The sequence below is a fragment of the Clostridium bowmanii genome, assembly GCF_018861315.1.
GTDB classification, from domain to species: Bacteria; Bacillota; Clostridia; order Clostridiales; family Clostridiaceae; genus Clostridium_AD; species Clostridium_AD bowmanii.
In genome coordinates this window covers 56,987-71,445 of the sequence record NZ_JAHLDL010000018.1, presented here as the reverse complement: position 1 = coordinate 71,445, position 14,459 = coordinate 56,987, and the positions used below count along the sequence as shown (strand labels likewise).

At 30.3% G+C, this 14,459-nt stretch carries 10 protein-coding genes; 7 read left to right on the top strand and 3 right to left on the bottom strand.

The window, feature by feature from the left end; genetic code table 11:
- Positions 1 to 135 precede the first annotated feature (135 nt).
- The 4 genes from KPL51_RS13295 (at position 136) to KPL51_RS13280 (ending at position 3,363) form a co-directional block, all read left to right on the top strand.
- Positions 136 to 804 (top strand): cobalamin B12-binding domain-containing protein, encoded by a 669-nt coding sequence (locus KPL51_RS13295; RefSeq protein WP_216162308.1) that lies wholly within the window; start codon positions 136 to 138, stop codon positions 802 to 804.
- Positions 788 to 1,954: an ABC transporter permease gene (locus tag KPL51_RS13290; RefSeq protein WP_216162306.1), complete on the top strand. Its 1,167-nt coding sequence runs from the start codon at positions 788 to 790 to the stop codon at positions 1,952 to 1,954. Before KPL51_RS13295 ends, KPL51_RS13290 begins: the two co-directional genes overlap by 17 nt.
- Positions 1,947 to 2,642, top strand: coding sequence for an ABC transporter ATP-binding protein (locus KPL51_RS13285; RefSeq protein ID WP_216162304.1), 696 nt, complete (start codon positions 1,947 to 1,949; stop codon positions 2,640 to 2,642). The genes KPL51_RS13290 and KPL51_RS13285 overlap by 8 nt, the downstream gene beginning before the upstream one ends.
- 196 nt (positions 2,643 to 2,838) lie before the next feature.
- Complete coding sequence (locus KPL51_RS13280) at positions 2,839 to 3,363, top strand: hypothetical protein (protein WP_216162301.1); 525 nt, start codon at positions 2,839 to 2,841, stop codon at positions 3,361 to 3,363.
- A gap of 61 nt (positions 3,364 to 3,424) precedes the next feature.
- On the opposite strand, the gene nhaC is transcribed toward KPL51_RS13280, so the two are convergent.
- A complete protein-coding gene (gene nhaC / locus KPL51_RS13275; protein ID WP_216162298.1) occupies positions 3,425 to 4,873 on the bottom strand; it encodes a Na+/H+ antiporter NhaC in 1,449 nt (482 codons plus the stop codon).
- 573 nt (positions 4,874 to 5,446) lie between these two features.
- Between nhaC and KPL51_RS13270 the strand changes: the two genes are divergently transcribed.
- Positions 5,447 to 6,025, top strand: a complete 579-nt coding sequence (locus KPL51_RS13270; RefSeq protein ID WP_216162295.1) for a hypothetical protein — start codon at positions 5,447 to 5,449, stop codon at positions 6,023 to 6,025.
- Between the two features lie 180 nt (positions 6,026 to 6,205).
- Positions 6,206 to 7,312 (top strand): DEAD/DEAH box helicase, encoded by a 1,107-nt coding sequence (locus KPL51_RS13265; protein WP_216162292.1) that lies wholly within the window; start codon positions 6,206 to 6,208, stop codon positions 7,310 to 7,312.
- A 110-nt stretch (positions 7,313 to 7,422) separates the two neighbouring features.
- Here the strand turns inward: KPL51_RS13265 and KPL51_RS13260 are convergent, their stop codons facing one another.
- Both KPL51_RS13260 and KPL51_RS13255 read right to left on the bottom strand, forming a co-directional pair.
- The gene (locus tag KPL51_RS13260) at positions 7,423 to 8,667 is read right to left on the bottom strand and encodes an HlyC/CorC family transporter (RefSeq protein WP_216162288.1); all 1,245 of its coding nucleotides are present in this window, start codon (positions 8,665 to 8,667) and stop codon (positions 7,423 to 7,425) included.
- A 680-nt stretch (positions 8,668 to 9,347) separates the two neighbouring features.
- On the bottom strand, positions 9,348 to 10,733 hold the full coding sequence (locus KPL51_RS13255) for a sulfurtransferase (protein WP_216162285.1): 1,386 nt from the start codon (positions 10,731 to 10,733) through the stop codon (positions 9,348 to 9,350).
- A gap of 288 nt (positions 10,734 to 11,021) precedes the next feature.
- Between KPL51_RS13255 and KPL51_RS13250 the strand changes: the two genes are divergently transcribed.
- A complete protein-coding gene (locus KPL51_RS13250; protein WP_216162283.1) occupies positions 11,022 to 14,417 on the top strand; it encodes an ATP-binding protein in 3,396 nt (1,131 codons plus the stop codon).
- Positions 14,418 to 14,459 lie beyond the last annotated feature (42 nt).

The following is a 14,459-nucleotide window of genomic DNA, read 5'->3' as shown; positions in this document are numbered from 1 at the left end:
GCACCTATTTATAAAAAACATTTTCTAAAGATATGTAAAATTTTGAAAAAGTGTGTTAATATATAAACATGTAATATATGTGATTTGATAATATTAATTATTTGTTGAAAAAAATTATCAGAGAGAGGAGAATGTATGGAAAGTATTTATAATAAATTTGTAAATTTATTAGAACTAGAGGACAAAGAAAATGCAGTGAATTTAATATTATCTTTGTTAGAAGAGAAAAAAATTGATATTGTTTCATTATACACTGATATAGTAGCTCCATCCTTAAATAATATGAAATGTGATACTGAACAGGGGGGGGTGTGTATATGGAAAGAGCATGTTAGGAGCTCAATAATTAGAACTATTATTGAGTGTTGTTATCCTTACGTTATAAAGGAAAAAAACAAAATTTACAAAGGTAAAAATTATGGAAAAGTTGTTGTTATTTGCCCAGTCGAAGAGCATCATGAGATAGGTGCCAGGATAATTTCAGATTTCTTTACACTATGCGGTTTTGAAACTATCTTTGTGGGAAGTAACACTCCTAAAAATGAGTTTTTAAAAGTCATTGATTACGTAAATCCAAAGTATTTAGCTATAAGTGTGACAAGCTATTACAATCTTGTAGCAGCTAAAGCCACAATTGAAAAAATAAGGAAGTCTAGTAATAAAAAATTAAATATACTAGTAGGAGGTCATGCTTTTAGAAATAATCCTCTAGCATTTAAAAATAGCAATGCAGATATGGTTATAAATAATTTCGATGACATAAAAAAATTGCAAAAGGAGAATCAAAATGAAATTACCATTTAAAATTGCTGTAAGATTTTTGAAGTCTAGCAAGGGACAAACTATTTTAATAGCTACGGGCATAGCCATTGGAGTATCGGTACAAATTTTTATAGGCTCGCTAATACAAGGCCTGCAAAAGAGTCTCATAGATAAAACTATAGGAAATTCTTCACAAATAACTATTACATCAAATAAAGATGATAAAACTATAGAAAACTGGTCAGAAAAAATAGCTAAAATAAAAGTAGTAGATAGTAGAATAAAAAAAATATCCGCTGCTGCAGATTCACCAGCTTTTATAAAGTATAGTGATAAAACTGCTCCAATTCTTATAAGAGGTTTAAATTTAGAGCCTGATATGGATTTATATAATATAAAGTCGAAAATTTATAAAGGCAAGGCTCCTCAAAATTTATATGAAGTACTAGTAGGGAAAAATTTACAAGAAGAACTGAAGTTAAGCATTGGAGATAAGATTTCACTCATTACGCCAAATGGAAAAACTAAAGAATCAGTAGTAACTGGTTTTTATGATTTGAAAGTAGCAGGTATAAATAAATCATGGATTATAACAAGTCTTGAAACTTCCCAAGATATATTCGGATTTAGTAATAAAATAACCTCTATAGAAATGCAAGTAAGTTCAAAAGACGTATTTAAAGCAGATGCAATTGCAATAATAGTAAAAGAAAAATTAGCGGATAATAATTTAAAAGTTGAAAATTGGAAAGCTCAAAATGAGGAATTACTTGGTGGACTTAATGGACAAAGTGTTTCTAGCTTAATGATACAAGTTTTTGTACTTATTTCGGTAACTCTTGGTATTGCCAGTGTGCTTGCTGTAACAGTAGTTCAAAAATCCAAACAAATTGGAATACTTAAAGCTATGGGCATAAAAGATAGAGATGCTAGCAAAATTTTCTTGTATGAGGGGCTTTTACTAGGTATTGCAGGCGCATTACTTGGAATAATATTTGGAATTACACTTATGGTGGTTTTCACCAAATTTGCTGTGAATCCTGATGGAACATCTATAATACCACTTTATTTAGATTATAAGTTTATTGCAATATCAGGGTCAATAGCAGTACTTTCTGCTTCAATAGCTGCTCTTATACCAGCAAGAAGCTCGTCAAAATTAGAACCAATTGAGGTGATTAAGAATGGCTAACATTATTACATTAAAGGATATAAATAAAATTTACGGGTCAGCAGTAAAGACACAAGTGCTATTCGATGCAAATTTGAGGTTTGAAGAAGGGTCTTTCAATTCTATAATAGGGCAATCAGGAAGTGGTAAAAGTACACTGCTGAATATAATGGGTACACTAGATAAACCAACTAGTGGAGAGGTTTATATAGATGGTAAAAGAACAGATAGCATGAATAAGAACTCCTTAGCTATGCTTCGAAATAAAACTATAGGTTTTGTTTTTCAATTTCATTATTTACTGCCAGAATTTACTGCTAAAGAAAATATACTTATTCCATATATGATGAATAATCCAAAGCCCTCTAAGGAAATTATAGAGAGAGCTGAAGAATTCATGAATTTGGTGGGGATTTACAATGTCAAAGATAATTTGGCAATTAATATGTCAGGAGGACAGCAGCAAAGAACTGCTATTGCTAGAGCTTTAATTAATAATCCTAAAATAATACTTGCGGATGAGCCTACTGGCAACTTAGATTCTGAATCAACTGAGAACATATACACTATACTTAGGGATATTAATGAAAAGTTTAAGACAACTTTCATAATTATTACACATGACAGAAGGATAGCAGAAAAAACTGATAGGATAATAGAGATAAAAGATGGAAGAATAAATATGGATATTAATACAAAAGAATATTAAAGGAACTTAGTAAGTTGATATTGAGAATTAATAAAAACCGTAGCATGATTTGAGTGTATATAAATCATGCTACGGTTTTATAAATTGATCTTGATCTTAATTAGAACAACACTTATTGTTTTTGTAGTCATAATAGGGTAATCTATACATAGAGATTATTTCTAAGAAAAATGTCATTAAATTTAAGGAGCTATCGATGGAAAAGTTCAATGGTAAACCGAATTCGTTAAAAAAACTGGGTATTATTTTTATTGTTTCAACTTTATTAGCTCTTGTTAGCTTAATATTTATTCCTAATATTATATTAAAAATAATTTTGCTGATAATTTTTATTGTCACTGCTTGGCAGGTGTATAAGGGAATTATATTTTCTATAGCCGTTGATGACCAAAAGATCAGAATATACAAACCCTTTGGCATCAGAACTATAAAATTTGATAATATCGCCTTTTGTGCAGTGCATGGAATAGACGATGATACTACATTACTATATGCGTTTATAAGGCAAAAGCACCTAAAAGGGGATAGAGTACGGGGAATAAAATCAAATAAATCCTTTGATGAAATTGTAAAAATCATTTCAGAGGATAATGGAAATACAGATTTAAATATTAATTTCAATATGGCTTCGAAAATTCTAATTTCTTTTGTTGAGAATGGAGATATATTAAAGGATAAAATCCTTGCAACTGTAAATGAAAGACATAAAAAAATCATATAAAAAAATCCTTGTTGAACTATCAACAAGGATTTTTTTTTATATTAATGTGCTTATGTAGCTGTTACATTGCTTCCTTTAGTTTTTCCTTATATTCTGGAGCCGATGGATCATCCTCAAGCTTCATCATTGTAATTCCTGTAAATCCGAAAAAGATAGATACTAATGGATTTACAAGGTTTAAGAAGCAATAGGGGAGATATGCAAAGGTTGATACTCCCAAAGAAGTGGACATTGTTGTTCCACAAGTATTCCATGGAACAAGTGGAGAGGTCAATGTACCTGCATCCTCAAGGCACCTTGAAAGGTTTCTTGGGGCTAGTCCCCTTTTACGAAACTCTTCCTTGTACATTTTGCCTGGAAGCACTATTGAAAGATATTGATCTCCAGCAAGTACATTAGCAACTATTGATGTGAATATTGTAGCAGTTACAAGTGAACCTGTGCTGTTTGCATATTTTAGTACTCTGCTGGCAACCGTCTGAAGCATTCCAGTTTTATCAAGTGTTCCACCAAAAGAAAGTGCAGCTAGTATTAGAGATATTGTAAACATCATACTTTGATATCCACCTCTAGTAAGAAGGGAATCTAAAATAACATTGCCAGTTTTTGATACAACACCGTTTTGCATAGCATCCATTACACCAGCAAAGCTAGCGCCTTGAGTAATCATAGCTGCAGCACCACCAAGTAAAACACCTATAAACAAACCTGGAATAGCGGGTACTTTTTTAGCAACCATAATTATAACTATAAGCGGTACTATTAGTAAAAATGGTGTTATTGTAAAGTTTTTGCTCATTAAATCAGTTATTGCACTTATTTTTGATACATCAGGTGTGGTATTTGCAAATTTAAATCCAAGTATTGCATAGCCAATTAGTGCAATTGCAAGGCTAGTTCCTGTTGTATATACCATATGGCTAATATGGTCAAATAATTTTGCTCCAGCCATAGCTGGTGCTAGGTTTGTTGTATCTGATAAAGGTGACATCTTATCACCGAAGTATGCACCGGAAATTATCGCACCTGCAGCCATTGGTGCTGGTATTCCAAGTCCAGCAGCAACACCCATTAGGGCTACACCTACAGTGCCTGCTGTGGTCCATGAACTGCCAGTTGCTAGTGCAACAACAGCACAAAGCAGACAAGTAGCAACTAAGAATATTGATGGTGTTAATATTTTTAATCCGTAAAAGATAAGTGTGGGAACAATACCACCAAGAATCCATGTACCAATAATCATACCAATAATTGCTAGAATGATTATTGCTTGCATAGTACCAGAAATACTGCTTATGATTCCTTCCTCAATATCCTTCCAAGAATAGCCTAATCTAGTAATAGCAACTATTGCAGCTATAAGTGTTCCAAGTATTAATGGAACGTGAACTGGTTGATTAACCTTGAAATAAGGTAATACGCAATACATTAGAAGTACTGTTGTACTAACAACCGGAATTAGTGCCTCCCATAGCTTTGCCTCTCTAGGCTCTTTTGTTTTTGTAATCATTAACAATCCTCCCTTGATTTATGGGTTTTTTAAAAATTGTGATGTCATATATGCTAAAATTCAGAAAAGCATAATAACCTCGCTAAACATCAACACCCCATAAGCAACATCATAATTTTATTAACAAAATTCAGTATTTTGAAATATTGAATATCCTACCAATTCAAATTACTTATGTTATACAAGTATTAATGTATATTATACAGTAATTACAAAAAAAAGCAAAGCACAAATTTTGTCATAATTTAAAACAACAATCTATAAAATGGAAAAATTATTTTATTGTATTATTGCAAAACTTTATGGTTATATAAAACGTAAAAAAATAACAAGCCAATATGCTAGCATACAGACTTGGTATTTTTACTAATAAACTAATTCTAATAACCATTCATTATCATGCTTTTCTAGTGTAAAATCAAAACTAATTATTTTTGTTCATTTTGTACTTACATATAACGACATAAATTTCATATTTTATCTTGTTATATTTTTATCACATATGATATACTGATTTTGTTGAATAATGTAACATATTAACAAAAGAATAATAATAATGATGGGGGTATTCGTATGAAAATTAAATCAATAATATTATCACTAGCTGTAGGTGCTACTTTATTAGTAGGCTGTGGAGCTAAGGAAGAAGCAAAGACTACAACAGCACCAGCAAAAACTGAAGTAGTGGCAACTGATGCCGCAAAAACTGATGTAGTAACAACAGCATCATTAGTAAATACTGAAGCTGCTTTTGAATCTGCTCTAAGCAGTAAGGGTACATGGATTATTGCAACAATAAAGGATTTGACTTTTGACAAAGAGATTATAGTTGAAGGCGAGTTTAAAAATGGCAAAAAGGATGATGCCGGTAAAGAAGTTATACAACGTAAAATAGCTTTATACACACAAGATGCAGATCGTAACGTAACTGCTAGATTTACTTTGACTGCTCCAAAATTAACTTTTAATAGTCCTATGGGAAGTATAGAACATGGAACTTTCAAAGGTGATCTTTATGTTTCAGCAAGCAACTTTCAGTTAAAAGATGCTACGGTAGAAGGAAATGTATACTTTACTACTGATGAAGCTAAATCTACATTTAAAATGGATGCTAAAAGTAAGATAACTGGAGTTCAAGAATTAAAAAAATAAATTATACAGTATATTTTTAAAAATATACAAGTTATAAAAAAATCAGCCAATCCAAATGGATTGGCTGATTTTTTAAGTTACTATTCAAGTGACACCTTAATTATGCCACTTGCCACGTGGGTGGCACCAATGGTATAATAAAATGATTAAAATATGTTTAAAATAGAAGGGTAAATAACAATGATAAAATTTAAAAAATTAGGTCTTAATGATGATATTTTGGAAATGCTCAAAATTCAAGGGATAAGTGAGCCAACTCCAGTTCAAGAGCAAAGTATTCAATTGATAAAAAATGGTAAAGATATTATAGCAGAGGCGCAAACAGGAACTGGAAAGACCCTTGCATTTTTACTTCCAATGTTTGATAATATGTCGGCTGATATAAATACAATTCAAGGATTAATAGTTACACCTACAAGAGAACTCGCAATACAGATAACTGGTGAAGCTAAAAAGCTTGCAGCAGGCAAAAACTTAAATATTTTGGCAGCCTATGGTGGCAAGGATATAGGTTCACAGTTAAAAAAACTAAAAGGAAATATTCACTTAGTTATTGCAACACCAGGAAGGTTACTAGATCATCTTAGGCGAGGTACAATAGAACTTGATAAGCTTAAGACCTTTGTTATAGATGAGGCGGATCAGATGCTTCTTATGGGTTTTAAAAATGATATTGAAGATATTATTTCTAAAACACCTAAAAATAGGCAGACATTATGTTTTTCAGCAACAATGGGATCGGATGTAAAAAAAATGGCATATAAGTATATGAAGGATCCAACAGAAATAATAATTAAAAAACAAGAAACAACACTTACAAATATAAAACAATTTTTAATAGAAACTACGGATAGAACAAAACAGGAAGATTTGTGTAAGGTAATAGATCAGGATAATCCTTTTATGGCTATTATCTTTTGTAGAACTAAAAGAAGAGTTGATGATCTAGAAATGGCGCTTTATAAAAAAGGTTATAATTGTAAAAAGTTACATTCTGATATAACTCAATCAAAAAGAGAAAAAATAATGAAAGAATTTAAACACTGTGATATTCAATATCTAATTGCCACGGATGTAGCAGCTAGAGGGCTTGATATAAATGGAGTTAGTCATGTTTATAACTACGATATGCCTGAAACTGCTGAAGCATATATACACCGTATAGGAAGAACAGGAAGAGCTGGCGAAGAAGGATATACATATTTATTTGCAGCAGCAAAGGACAAATATTTTTTGGATGCTATAGAAAAGAAAATAAAAGGTCAAATTCCTAGAAAGATTTTGTAGTTGATGTAAATTACATAACACAAAATAATCGATATTATAAAGGGAAGGTAAGTATAAAAAAAGTACCTAAAGCATAATGATACTATGTTTTAGGTGCTTTTTTAATTATATTAAGTTATAATTTTTAGTTTTACTATACGATTTTTACTAGTGTTTTGTATAATAAATTTTGTGTCATTATAAATTATTGTCTCGCCTGTCTTTGGAAGTCGTCCATGGATTCCTGTAACGAAACCACCTATGGTATCAAAATCCTCTGATTCTATATTAAGGCCTATCATTTCATTAACCATATTTATTCTTGTATTACCAGCTACAATAAATTCATCTTCTTTGACAACCTCAATTTGATCTGTATCATCATCATATTCATCGTCTAAATCTCCAACAATTTCTTCTACTAAATCTTCAATTGTGACAAGTCCAGCAGTGCCACCATATTCATCTAATAAAATTGCTATAGGTACTCGTTTTAAGCGCATGTCTGCAAACAAATCCACAGTGCTTTTAAATTCATAGGTAAAATAAGGTATGCGCATATGTTTCTCTATAGTGAATTTTTCTATTTCATCTTCAAAGAAAATTAAATCTTTAAGGTATAAAACTCCAATAATATTATCAATAGTATCTTGATATATAGGAAGTCTAGAAAATTGTTCTTCTTTGAAAATTTTAATGAGTTCTTCATAAGTTGAGTTTATATTTGCTACAATCATATCAGTTCTTGGAGTCATAACATCTTTTGCTTGTGAATCTCCAAATTCAAATACATTATAGATCATTTGCTTCTCTTCGCCTTCTAAAACCCCTTCTTCATGACTTACACTGACCATAGTTTTTAATTCTTCTTCTGTAATAAAGGGCTTTTGATTACCAACTTCTCCACCTAGTATCTTTATAAATATATTTGTTATATAAATTAATACAACAATAAGTGGATTTAAAATGAAGGTAATTAGACTTATTGGCCGAGCAATTTTCAAAGCAACTTTTTCAGAATTTTGTGCAGCTAATGACTTTGGTGTTATCTCTGCAAAAATAAGTACAAGAACCGTCATTATAGCTGTTGCAATAGCTACCCCTGATGCCCCTAAATATTTAATTGCCAAGGATGTTGCCAGTGCAGAAGCACCAATGTTGGAAATGTTATTTCCTACTAAAATACCACCTAAGAGTTTGCTCGGGTTTTTAAGTAATTTATTAATTAGTGCAGCACCTTTAATTTCTGAATCTACCATATGTCTTAATCTAATTTTACTTAAAGTCATAAGTGCAGTTTCAGAAGCAGAGAAAAATGCTGAAAAACCCAATAAAATTACTAAAGCTATAATTTGCCACGTACCGTCGGGGTCCATAATATGTTCACACTCCTTAAGATATAACCTAGAAAAATTATACCATAATATGAGGGATATTAAAATAAAATATCATTAATATTTCGACTAATTGTATTATATTGTATATATAATGGTTTCATCCAAGCTAAAGACTAATGGTAAAATGATTTTTTTGTGGAGCTATAAATCAGTGCAGCAATAACTATTTTTACGTATTGTAGGATTATAATTATTAAAAAAGCTATTAAAAAAAAGTGATATGCCATAAGTATTTGAAATTTATAATAGGATGCATAAAATAGACAAATTGAATTGCAAAGAAAAAGGGTGATTATAGGTTCTTTAAAAGACCTATTAATTCTTTTATTGTAACTAGATATTAAAAAAATCATACAAAAAATAATCCCTAAAAACAAGAGATTTCTATATGTAAATGTAAAGCTTAAAGTGAAAATTTCCTTCGCAAATACATCTTTTTTAAAAACTAAATATCTCATGACTCCCATTTTCCTGTCCGACAAATATTGAAGAAGTAAAGGTGGAACTAACATGAGTACTTGTAATATAGTAATTATATTTTTTAACACAACGATCCAAAAATTTTTTTTCATATTTTTCACCTTTCTAATTATATTAAAGTTTAATATTAAATATAACACAAAAGGGCAATATTTTAAGTATGCCCTTTTGTGTTTTTATTATTTAGATTTTGGTTCACCAGTTTCAACAGGATTCTTAGGATTTGCACTCCATTCGTACCATCCATTGCTGTATAATGAAATGTTTTTAAGGCCCATTACATCAGCATAGGTGAGAACTTCAGCAGCTCTCCAACCAGAACCACAGAAGAAGGAAAGTCTCTGATCTGGAGTAATTCCTTGCTCTTTCCACATAGCTAATATTTCGTCACTATTACGCATTGTATTGTCTATATTTCTATATTCTTGTAAGTGATTTGCGTCGCTACCCGCATGACCCCAAGTAGAACCTGCTGGCCTTCCCTTAAACTTTAAATCACTGTAGCCAGATATCTTACCAATGTATTCATCCCAGCTTCGTACATCCACGAGTTTGCTATTTGCTTTATCTGCTAATATTTCTTTTGTTTTGTTTATATCTACTATATAATTCTTATTTACTGGTACAATAGCGCCAAAAGAACTTATTGGTTGTTTAGCATTAGAAATAGTTTCTGTTTTATATCCAGCATTTCTAAAGGCTGCAGTTCCACCATTGAGTACCCTAACATCCTTAACTCCAATATATTTAGCTATTGCAGCTATTCTAAAGGAAGCCATTGGATCAGGTCCATAAAGCACAACTGTTGTATCTGGAGTTAAACCATTTTTTTCTGCGAATTTTTGAAGAGCAGCATCAGAGTTAATACTCCAAAGGGGCGCGGATTCTATTTCATCTGTGTTTATATGCACTGCACCTTTAATATGCCCTTTTATGTAATCCTTATCCTTAGACTCTTCACCCCAGGCAACTTCAAAAATCTTATATTTATTGTTTGTATAAGTTTCTGGCTTTTTACCATTAACTAAGTCATTTACAAAGGATGGAGGAACTAACATTTGGTAATTTGCATAGGCTTCCATTGGAAGACTATTGTCAGCAGCCCATTGTTTAACATCATATGTATAAATATTAGTTATTCCTTTTTCTTTTAAGTATTTTGCAACTGCCACCGCATCTTTTCCATTTGCGTCATAAAGTACAACATTTTTATCTTTTGTAATATTCTTTGTTACTAAAGCTTTTGCTAAAACACTATCTTTTTCCTTATCCTCTACTGTTAACCAGTTTGCAGCAAAATCCGTAGCACCTTTAATATGTCCACCACGAGTTACTCCATCTACTTTCCAACCATTAAAAGCGTCGTTTGTTCTTGTATCCACTACTAGCCAGTCATTGTTTCCTAGTTTGTCTTTCAAATATTTAGTGCTAATAGTTTTAATAACTGATGCACTATTATCTGTAGAGTCTTTTTTTACATCATTATTACTTGAACATCCAACAAAAGATATTGAGGTAGTTACAGTAATAAGAGTAGCTAAAATAACTTTTATAAATTTTTTCATAATAATCCCTCCTTGTATAACCTAAAACATATTATCATATTATGACAAGATACACTAATCAATATTCCTAATAGTTAAAGCACTATCTATTTGAATTTTCTATAATAAATAATAAATTATAATTTAAAAATGAGAAATCTATATAATGTATGGTATTATTTTGTTGATATATATCACTTTATGCTGTTAACCATATATAATCTATAATATACTAAATTATATGTTATGATATATGTAAGTGTATAATTTTAAAACTTACTATAAGTACAATTCAAAAAGGAGCTAATCATGGTAAAAATTAAGTCGCATAAAAGTAAAATATTTATTTTACTATCTATAACTTTAATTATACTTATTACAATGATTAAAGGAAGTAGTGAAATTAGTCATACGGATAAAAAGATGCCCTTGGCAGTGAAAGGGGTATTAGACTTAAGAAATTGGGATTTTAAAAAGGATGGCATGATAAAACTTAATGGGGTATGGGAGTTTTATGATAATAAGCTGCTTTTACCTGAGGATTTTCAAAGTGATGATTCCCAAAATGTTACCTATGAATATCTACCAGGTATTTTTGGTAAGCAAGGCTATTGTACATATCGATTGAAACTACTTATGGATAATGAAGAGGATCTTTATTCAGTAAAGATAGATTTTATACAAAGCGCATATGAACTTTGGGCTGATAATAAATTAATAACCTCTGTTGGAACAGTTGGAAAAGATAAAAATGAAATGACACCACAATTAGTACCATCTATTGGCTCATTTTATGTAGAGAATGGGGAAGCCTATTTAATCCTTCGAGTTAGTAATTTTTACAATAAATATGGATATATAGATACATTGGTATTAGGAAAATCAGTAGAAATTACAGCTATGAGAGAGAAAAAAATAGCCTTAAGTTTATTTATTTTAGGATGTAGTATTATGGCTGCTGTATATAGTTTTGGGGTTTTCATAAATAGAAGAAAGGATAAGGCTCAATTGTATTTTGCTATGATTTGCATAATAATTACCATTAGAACATTATTTATTGGCGAAGGGTTCTTAATTTCGTTATTACCACATTTAGATTATATATTTTCTTCAAGAATAAAAATATGGACGTTTTATTCTTACATTCCTTTTATTATTTTGTTTATAGATAAATCTTATAAAAAAATTATGCCAAGTAAATTTGTTAAAATATCAAATTATGTAGCTTTGGCATATACTTTGATTGTAATTTTTATTCCAGTTAGATATTATTTATATTATATAGTACCTTCTGAAGCATTTGCACTTTTAGCTATATTATACATGATGTATAATATAGCTAAATCCTACATAGAGAGAGAGCAAACTGACTATATAGTTGTGGTAGGTTTATTTGCACTATTTATTACAAGAATTAATGATATTTTATATGAATACAGTATTATATTCACTGATTCTTTTGCTTCCTTGGGCATATTAATATTTATTATTGTGAATTACTATGTTTTAGCAAAACGTCAAGCTGATGAACTTTCAAGTGTTGAAAATATTAGTGCCAAACTCAAGTCTTTAAATAACCTAAAAGATGATTTTTTTGCTGTAACTTCTCATGAGTTAAAAACTCCATTGAATGGAATTATCGGATTAACTGAAGGGATAGTGAATAATAAAGGTGGTAGTTTAGACCTAGAATTAAGGGAAGATTTATTTTTGGTGAATTCTAGTGCTAAGAGATTATCTAACTTGGTTAATGATATGATGACATTTTCTAAACTTAAAAATAATGAAATTGTATTGCATAGGAAACCTGTTAACATAAGTACGGTGGTAGAAATGGTAATTAAATTTAGTCGGGTATCTCTAAATAATAAACACATCACCTTTATAAATAAAATAGATGAAAATGCGCCTTTTGTATTTGGAGATGAAGATAGGATACAGCAAATTCTACATAATTTATTGGGTAATGCTATAAAGTTTACACATAAAGGAACCATAACCTTATCTTTTAAACTTAGAAATTCATTTCTTGAGATAAGCGTTAGTGATACGGGAATAGGAATTCCACAGCAGAAGATTCATAAAATTTTCGATAGATATGAGCAGGTGGATGGAATTTCTCAAAAATATGGTGGTACTGGGGTAGGACTTTACGTAACTAAAGAACTTATTCAAATACAGGGTGGCACTATAGCGGTATCTTCAGTTATTGGAAAAGGCAGTAAATTTGTTTTTACTATTCCCTTATGCACTGATGAAGATTTAGTGAGTAATCCACAGGAGAATAACTATAATGAAGAAAATGGAGAAGTATTAGATAAGTATTCAAAACATTTAGAATTAAAACCTAATTTAGTTAGTATTTCTCTGGAGCACGGTAGAAAAATTATTAATGAAAACATGAATTCAAATAGTAAAGATAAATACAGGATATTAATAGTTGATGATGAATATGTGAATCGTAAGGTAATAAAAAATTATTTGTCAAATGATACTTTTGAAGTTTTAGAAGCATCCTCGGGTGCTGAGGCATTGAAACTAGTTGAAGAAAATAAAAATTTGGATTTAGTAATTTTAGATATGATTATGCCAGATATTTTGGGTTATAAAGTATGTGAGATTATTAGGGAAAAACAATCCATTTTTGAACTGCCGGTGTTAATTATGACTGCAGATAGTAATTTAGAGCACTTAGTTATTTCCTTTGAGTGTGGTGCAAATGATTATCTGAGGAAACCTTTTAACATGCATGAGTTATTATGTAGAATAAACACTTTGATAACACTAAAGTATTCAGTAAAGCAAGCATTGTCATTAGTACATGAACTTGGGATTGCTAAAAATCAAGTAAAAGTTCTTAGTATGAAAAGTGCCGAAAGTAGTAAGCAAGTTGAAAAACTTATGGCCTATGATAAGGTGAAAACAGAATTTTTTGCTAATTTGTCCCATGAACTTAGAACTCCACTAAATGTAATTTGCAGCACAATACAGTTATTAAAATCACTTGATGGATCAAGAAAGTTAGGTGAGGAAAGAATTAAATATTATATTAATATAATGAATCAAAATTCACTAAGGTTACTCAGACTTATAAATAATATAATAGACACAACTAAAATAGAAGCAGATTATATAAGTCTTCAACTAAAAAATGGAGATATAGTCTATGTTGTAGAGGAAATATCACAATCTGTTGCAGAGTATATAAAAAATCATGGCATATCCCTTATTTTTGATACTGATGTTGAAGAAAAAACAATTGCTTTTGATGAAGAAAAAATTGAAAGAATTATGTTGAATTTACTATCAAATGCAGTTAAATTTACGAAGGAAGATGGAAGCATTTTTGTTAATGTTTATGATAAGGGCGATTTTGTTGAAATATCCATAAAGGATACAGGTATAGGAATTGCAAAAGACAAGCTGAAATTTATTTTTGAACGTTTTGCGCAAATTGATAAATCTACATCAAGGCAGAATGAAGGCAGTGGAATAGGGCTTGCTTTAGTAAAATCTCTTGTTGAAATGCATGATGGTGAAATTCATGTATTAAGTGAAGAAGGAAAGGGAAGTGAATTTATTATAACACTACCAGTTAGAAAAGTAGAAACCACGCAAGAAGAAAATAACCTTAAAAATAAAGAAGTATATGAAACAAACTATGAAGAAAATTTATCAATAGAATTCTCTGATATATATAAATAGTTTTATTGCATTTTTAAATTAAGATAAGTAAAAACCCCACTG

What these genes read in the sequence shown, in the direction of transcription:
- KPL51_RS13270 (WP_216162295.1), top strand. Translation starts at nt 5,447, where the DNA reads ATGAAAATTAAATCAATAATATTATCACTAGCTGTAGGTGCTACTTTA.
- KPL51_RS13250 (WP_216162283.1), top strand. Translation starts at nt 11,022, where the DNA reads ATGGTAAAAATTAAGTCGCATAAAAGTAAAATATTTATTTTACTATCT.
- KPL51_RS13290 (WP_216162306.1), top strand. Translation starts at nt 788, where the DNA reads ATGAAATTACCATTTAAAATTGCTGTAAGATTTTTGAAGTCTAGCAAG.
- KPL51_RS13260 (WP_216162288.1), bottom strand. Translation starts at nt 8,667, where the DNA reads ATGGACCCCGACGGTACGTGGCAAATTATAGCTTTAGTAATTTTATTG.
- KPL51_RS13285 (WP_216162304.1), top strand. Translation starts at nt 1,947, where the DNA reads ATGGCTAACATTATTACATTAAAGGATATAAATAAAATTTACGGGTCA.
- KPL51_RS13295 (WP_216162308.1), top strand. Translation starts at nt 136, where the DNA reads ATGGAAAGTATTTATAATAAATTTGTAAATTTATTAGAACTAGAGGAC.
- KPL51_RS13280 (WP_216162301.1), top strand. Translation starts at nt 2,839, where the DNA reads ATGGAAAAGTTCAATGGTAAACCGAATTCGTTAAAAAAACTGGGTATT.
- KPL51_RS13255 (WP_216162285.1), bottom strand. Translation starts at nt 10,733, where the DNA reads ATGAAAAAATTTATAAAAGTTATTTTAGCTACTCTTATTACTGTAACT.
- KPL51_RS13265 (WP_216162292.1), top strand. Translation starts at nt 6,206, where the DNA reads ATGATAAAATTTAAAAAATTAGGTCTTAATGATGATATTTTGGAAATG.
- nhaC (WP_216162298.1), bottom strand. Translation starts at nt 4,873, where the DNA reads ATGATTACAAAAACAAAAGAGCCTAGAGAGGCAAAGCTATGGGAGGCA.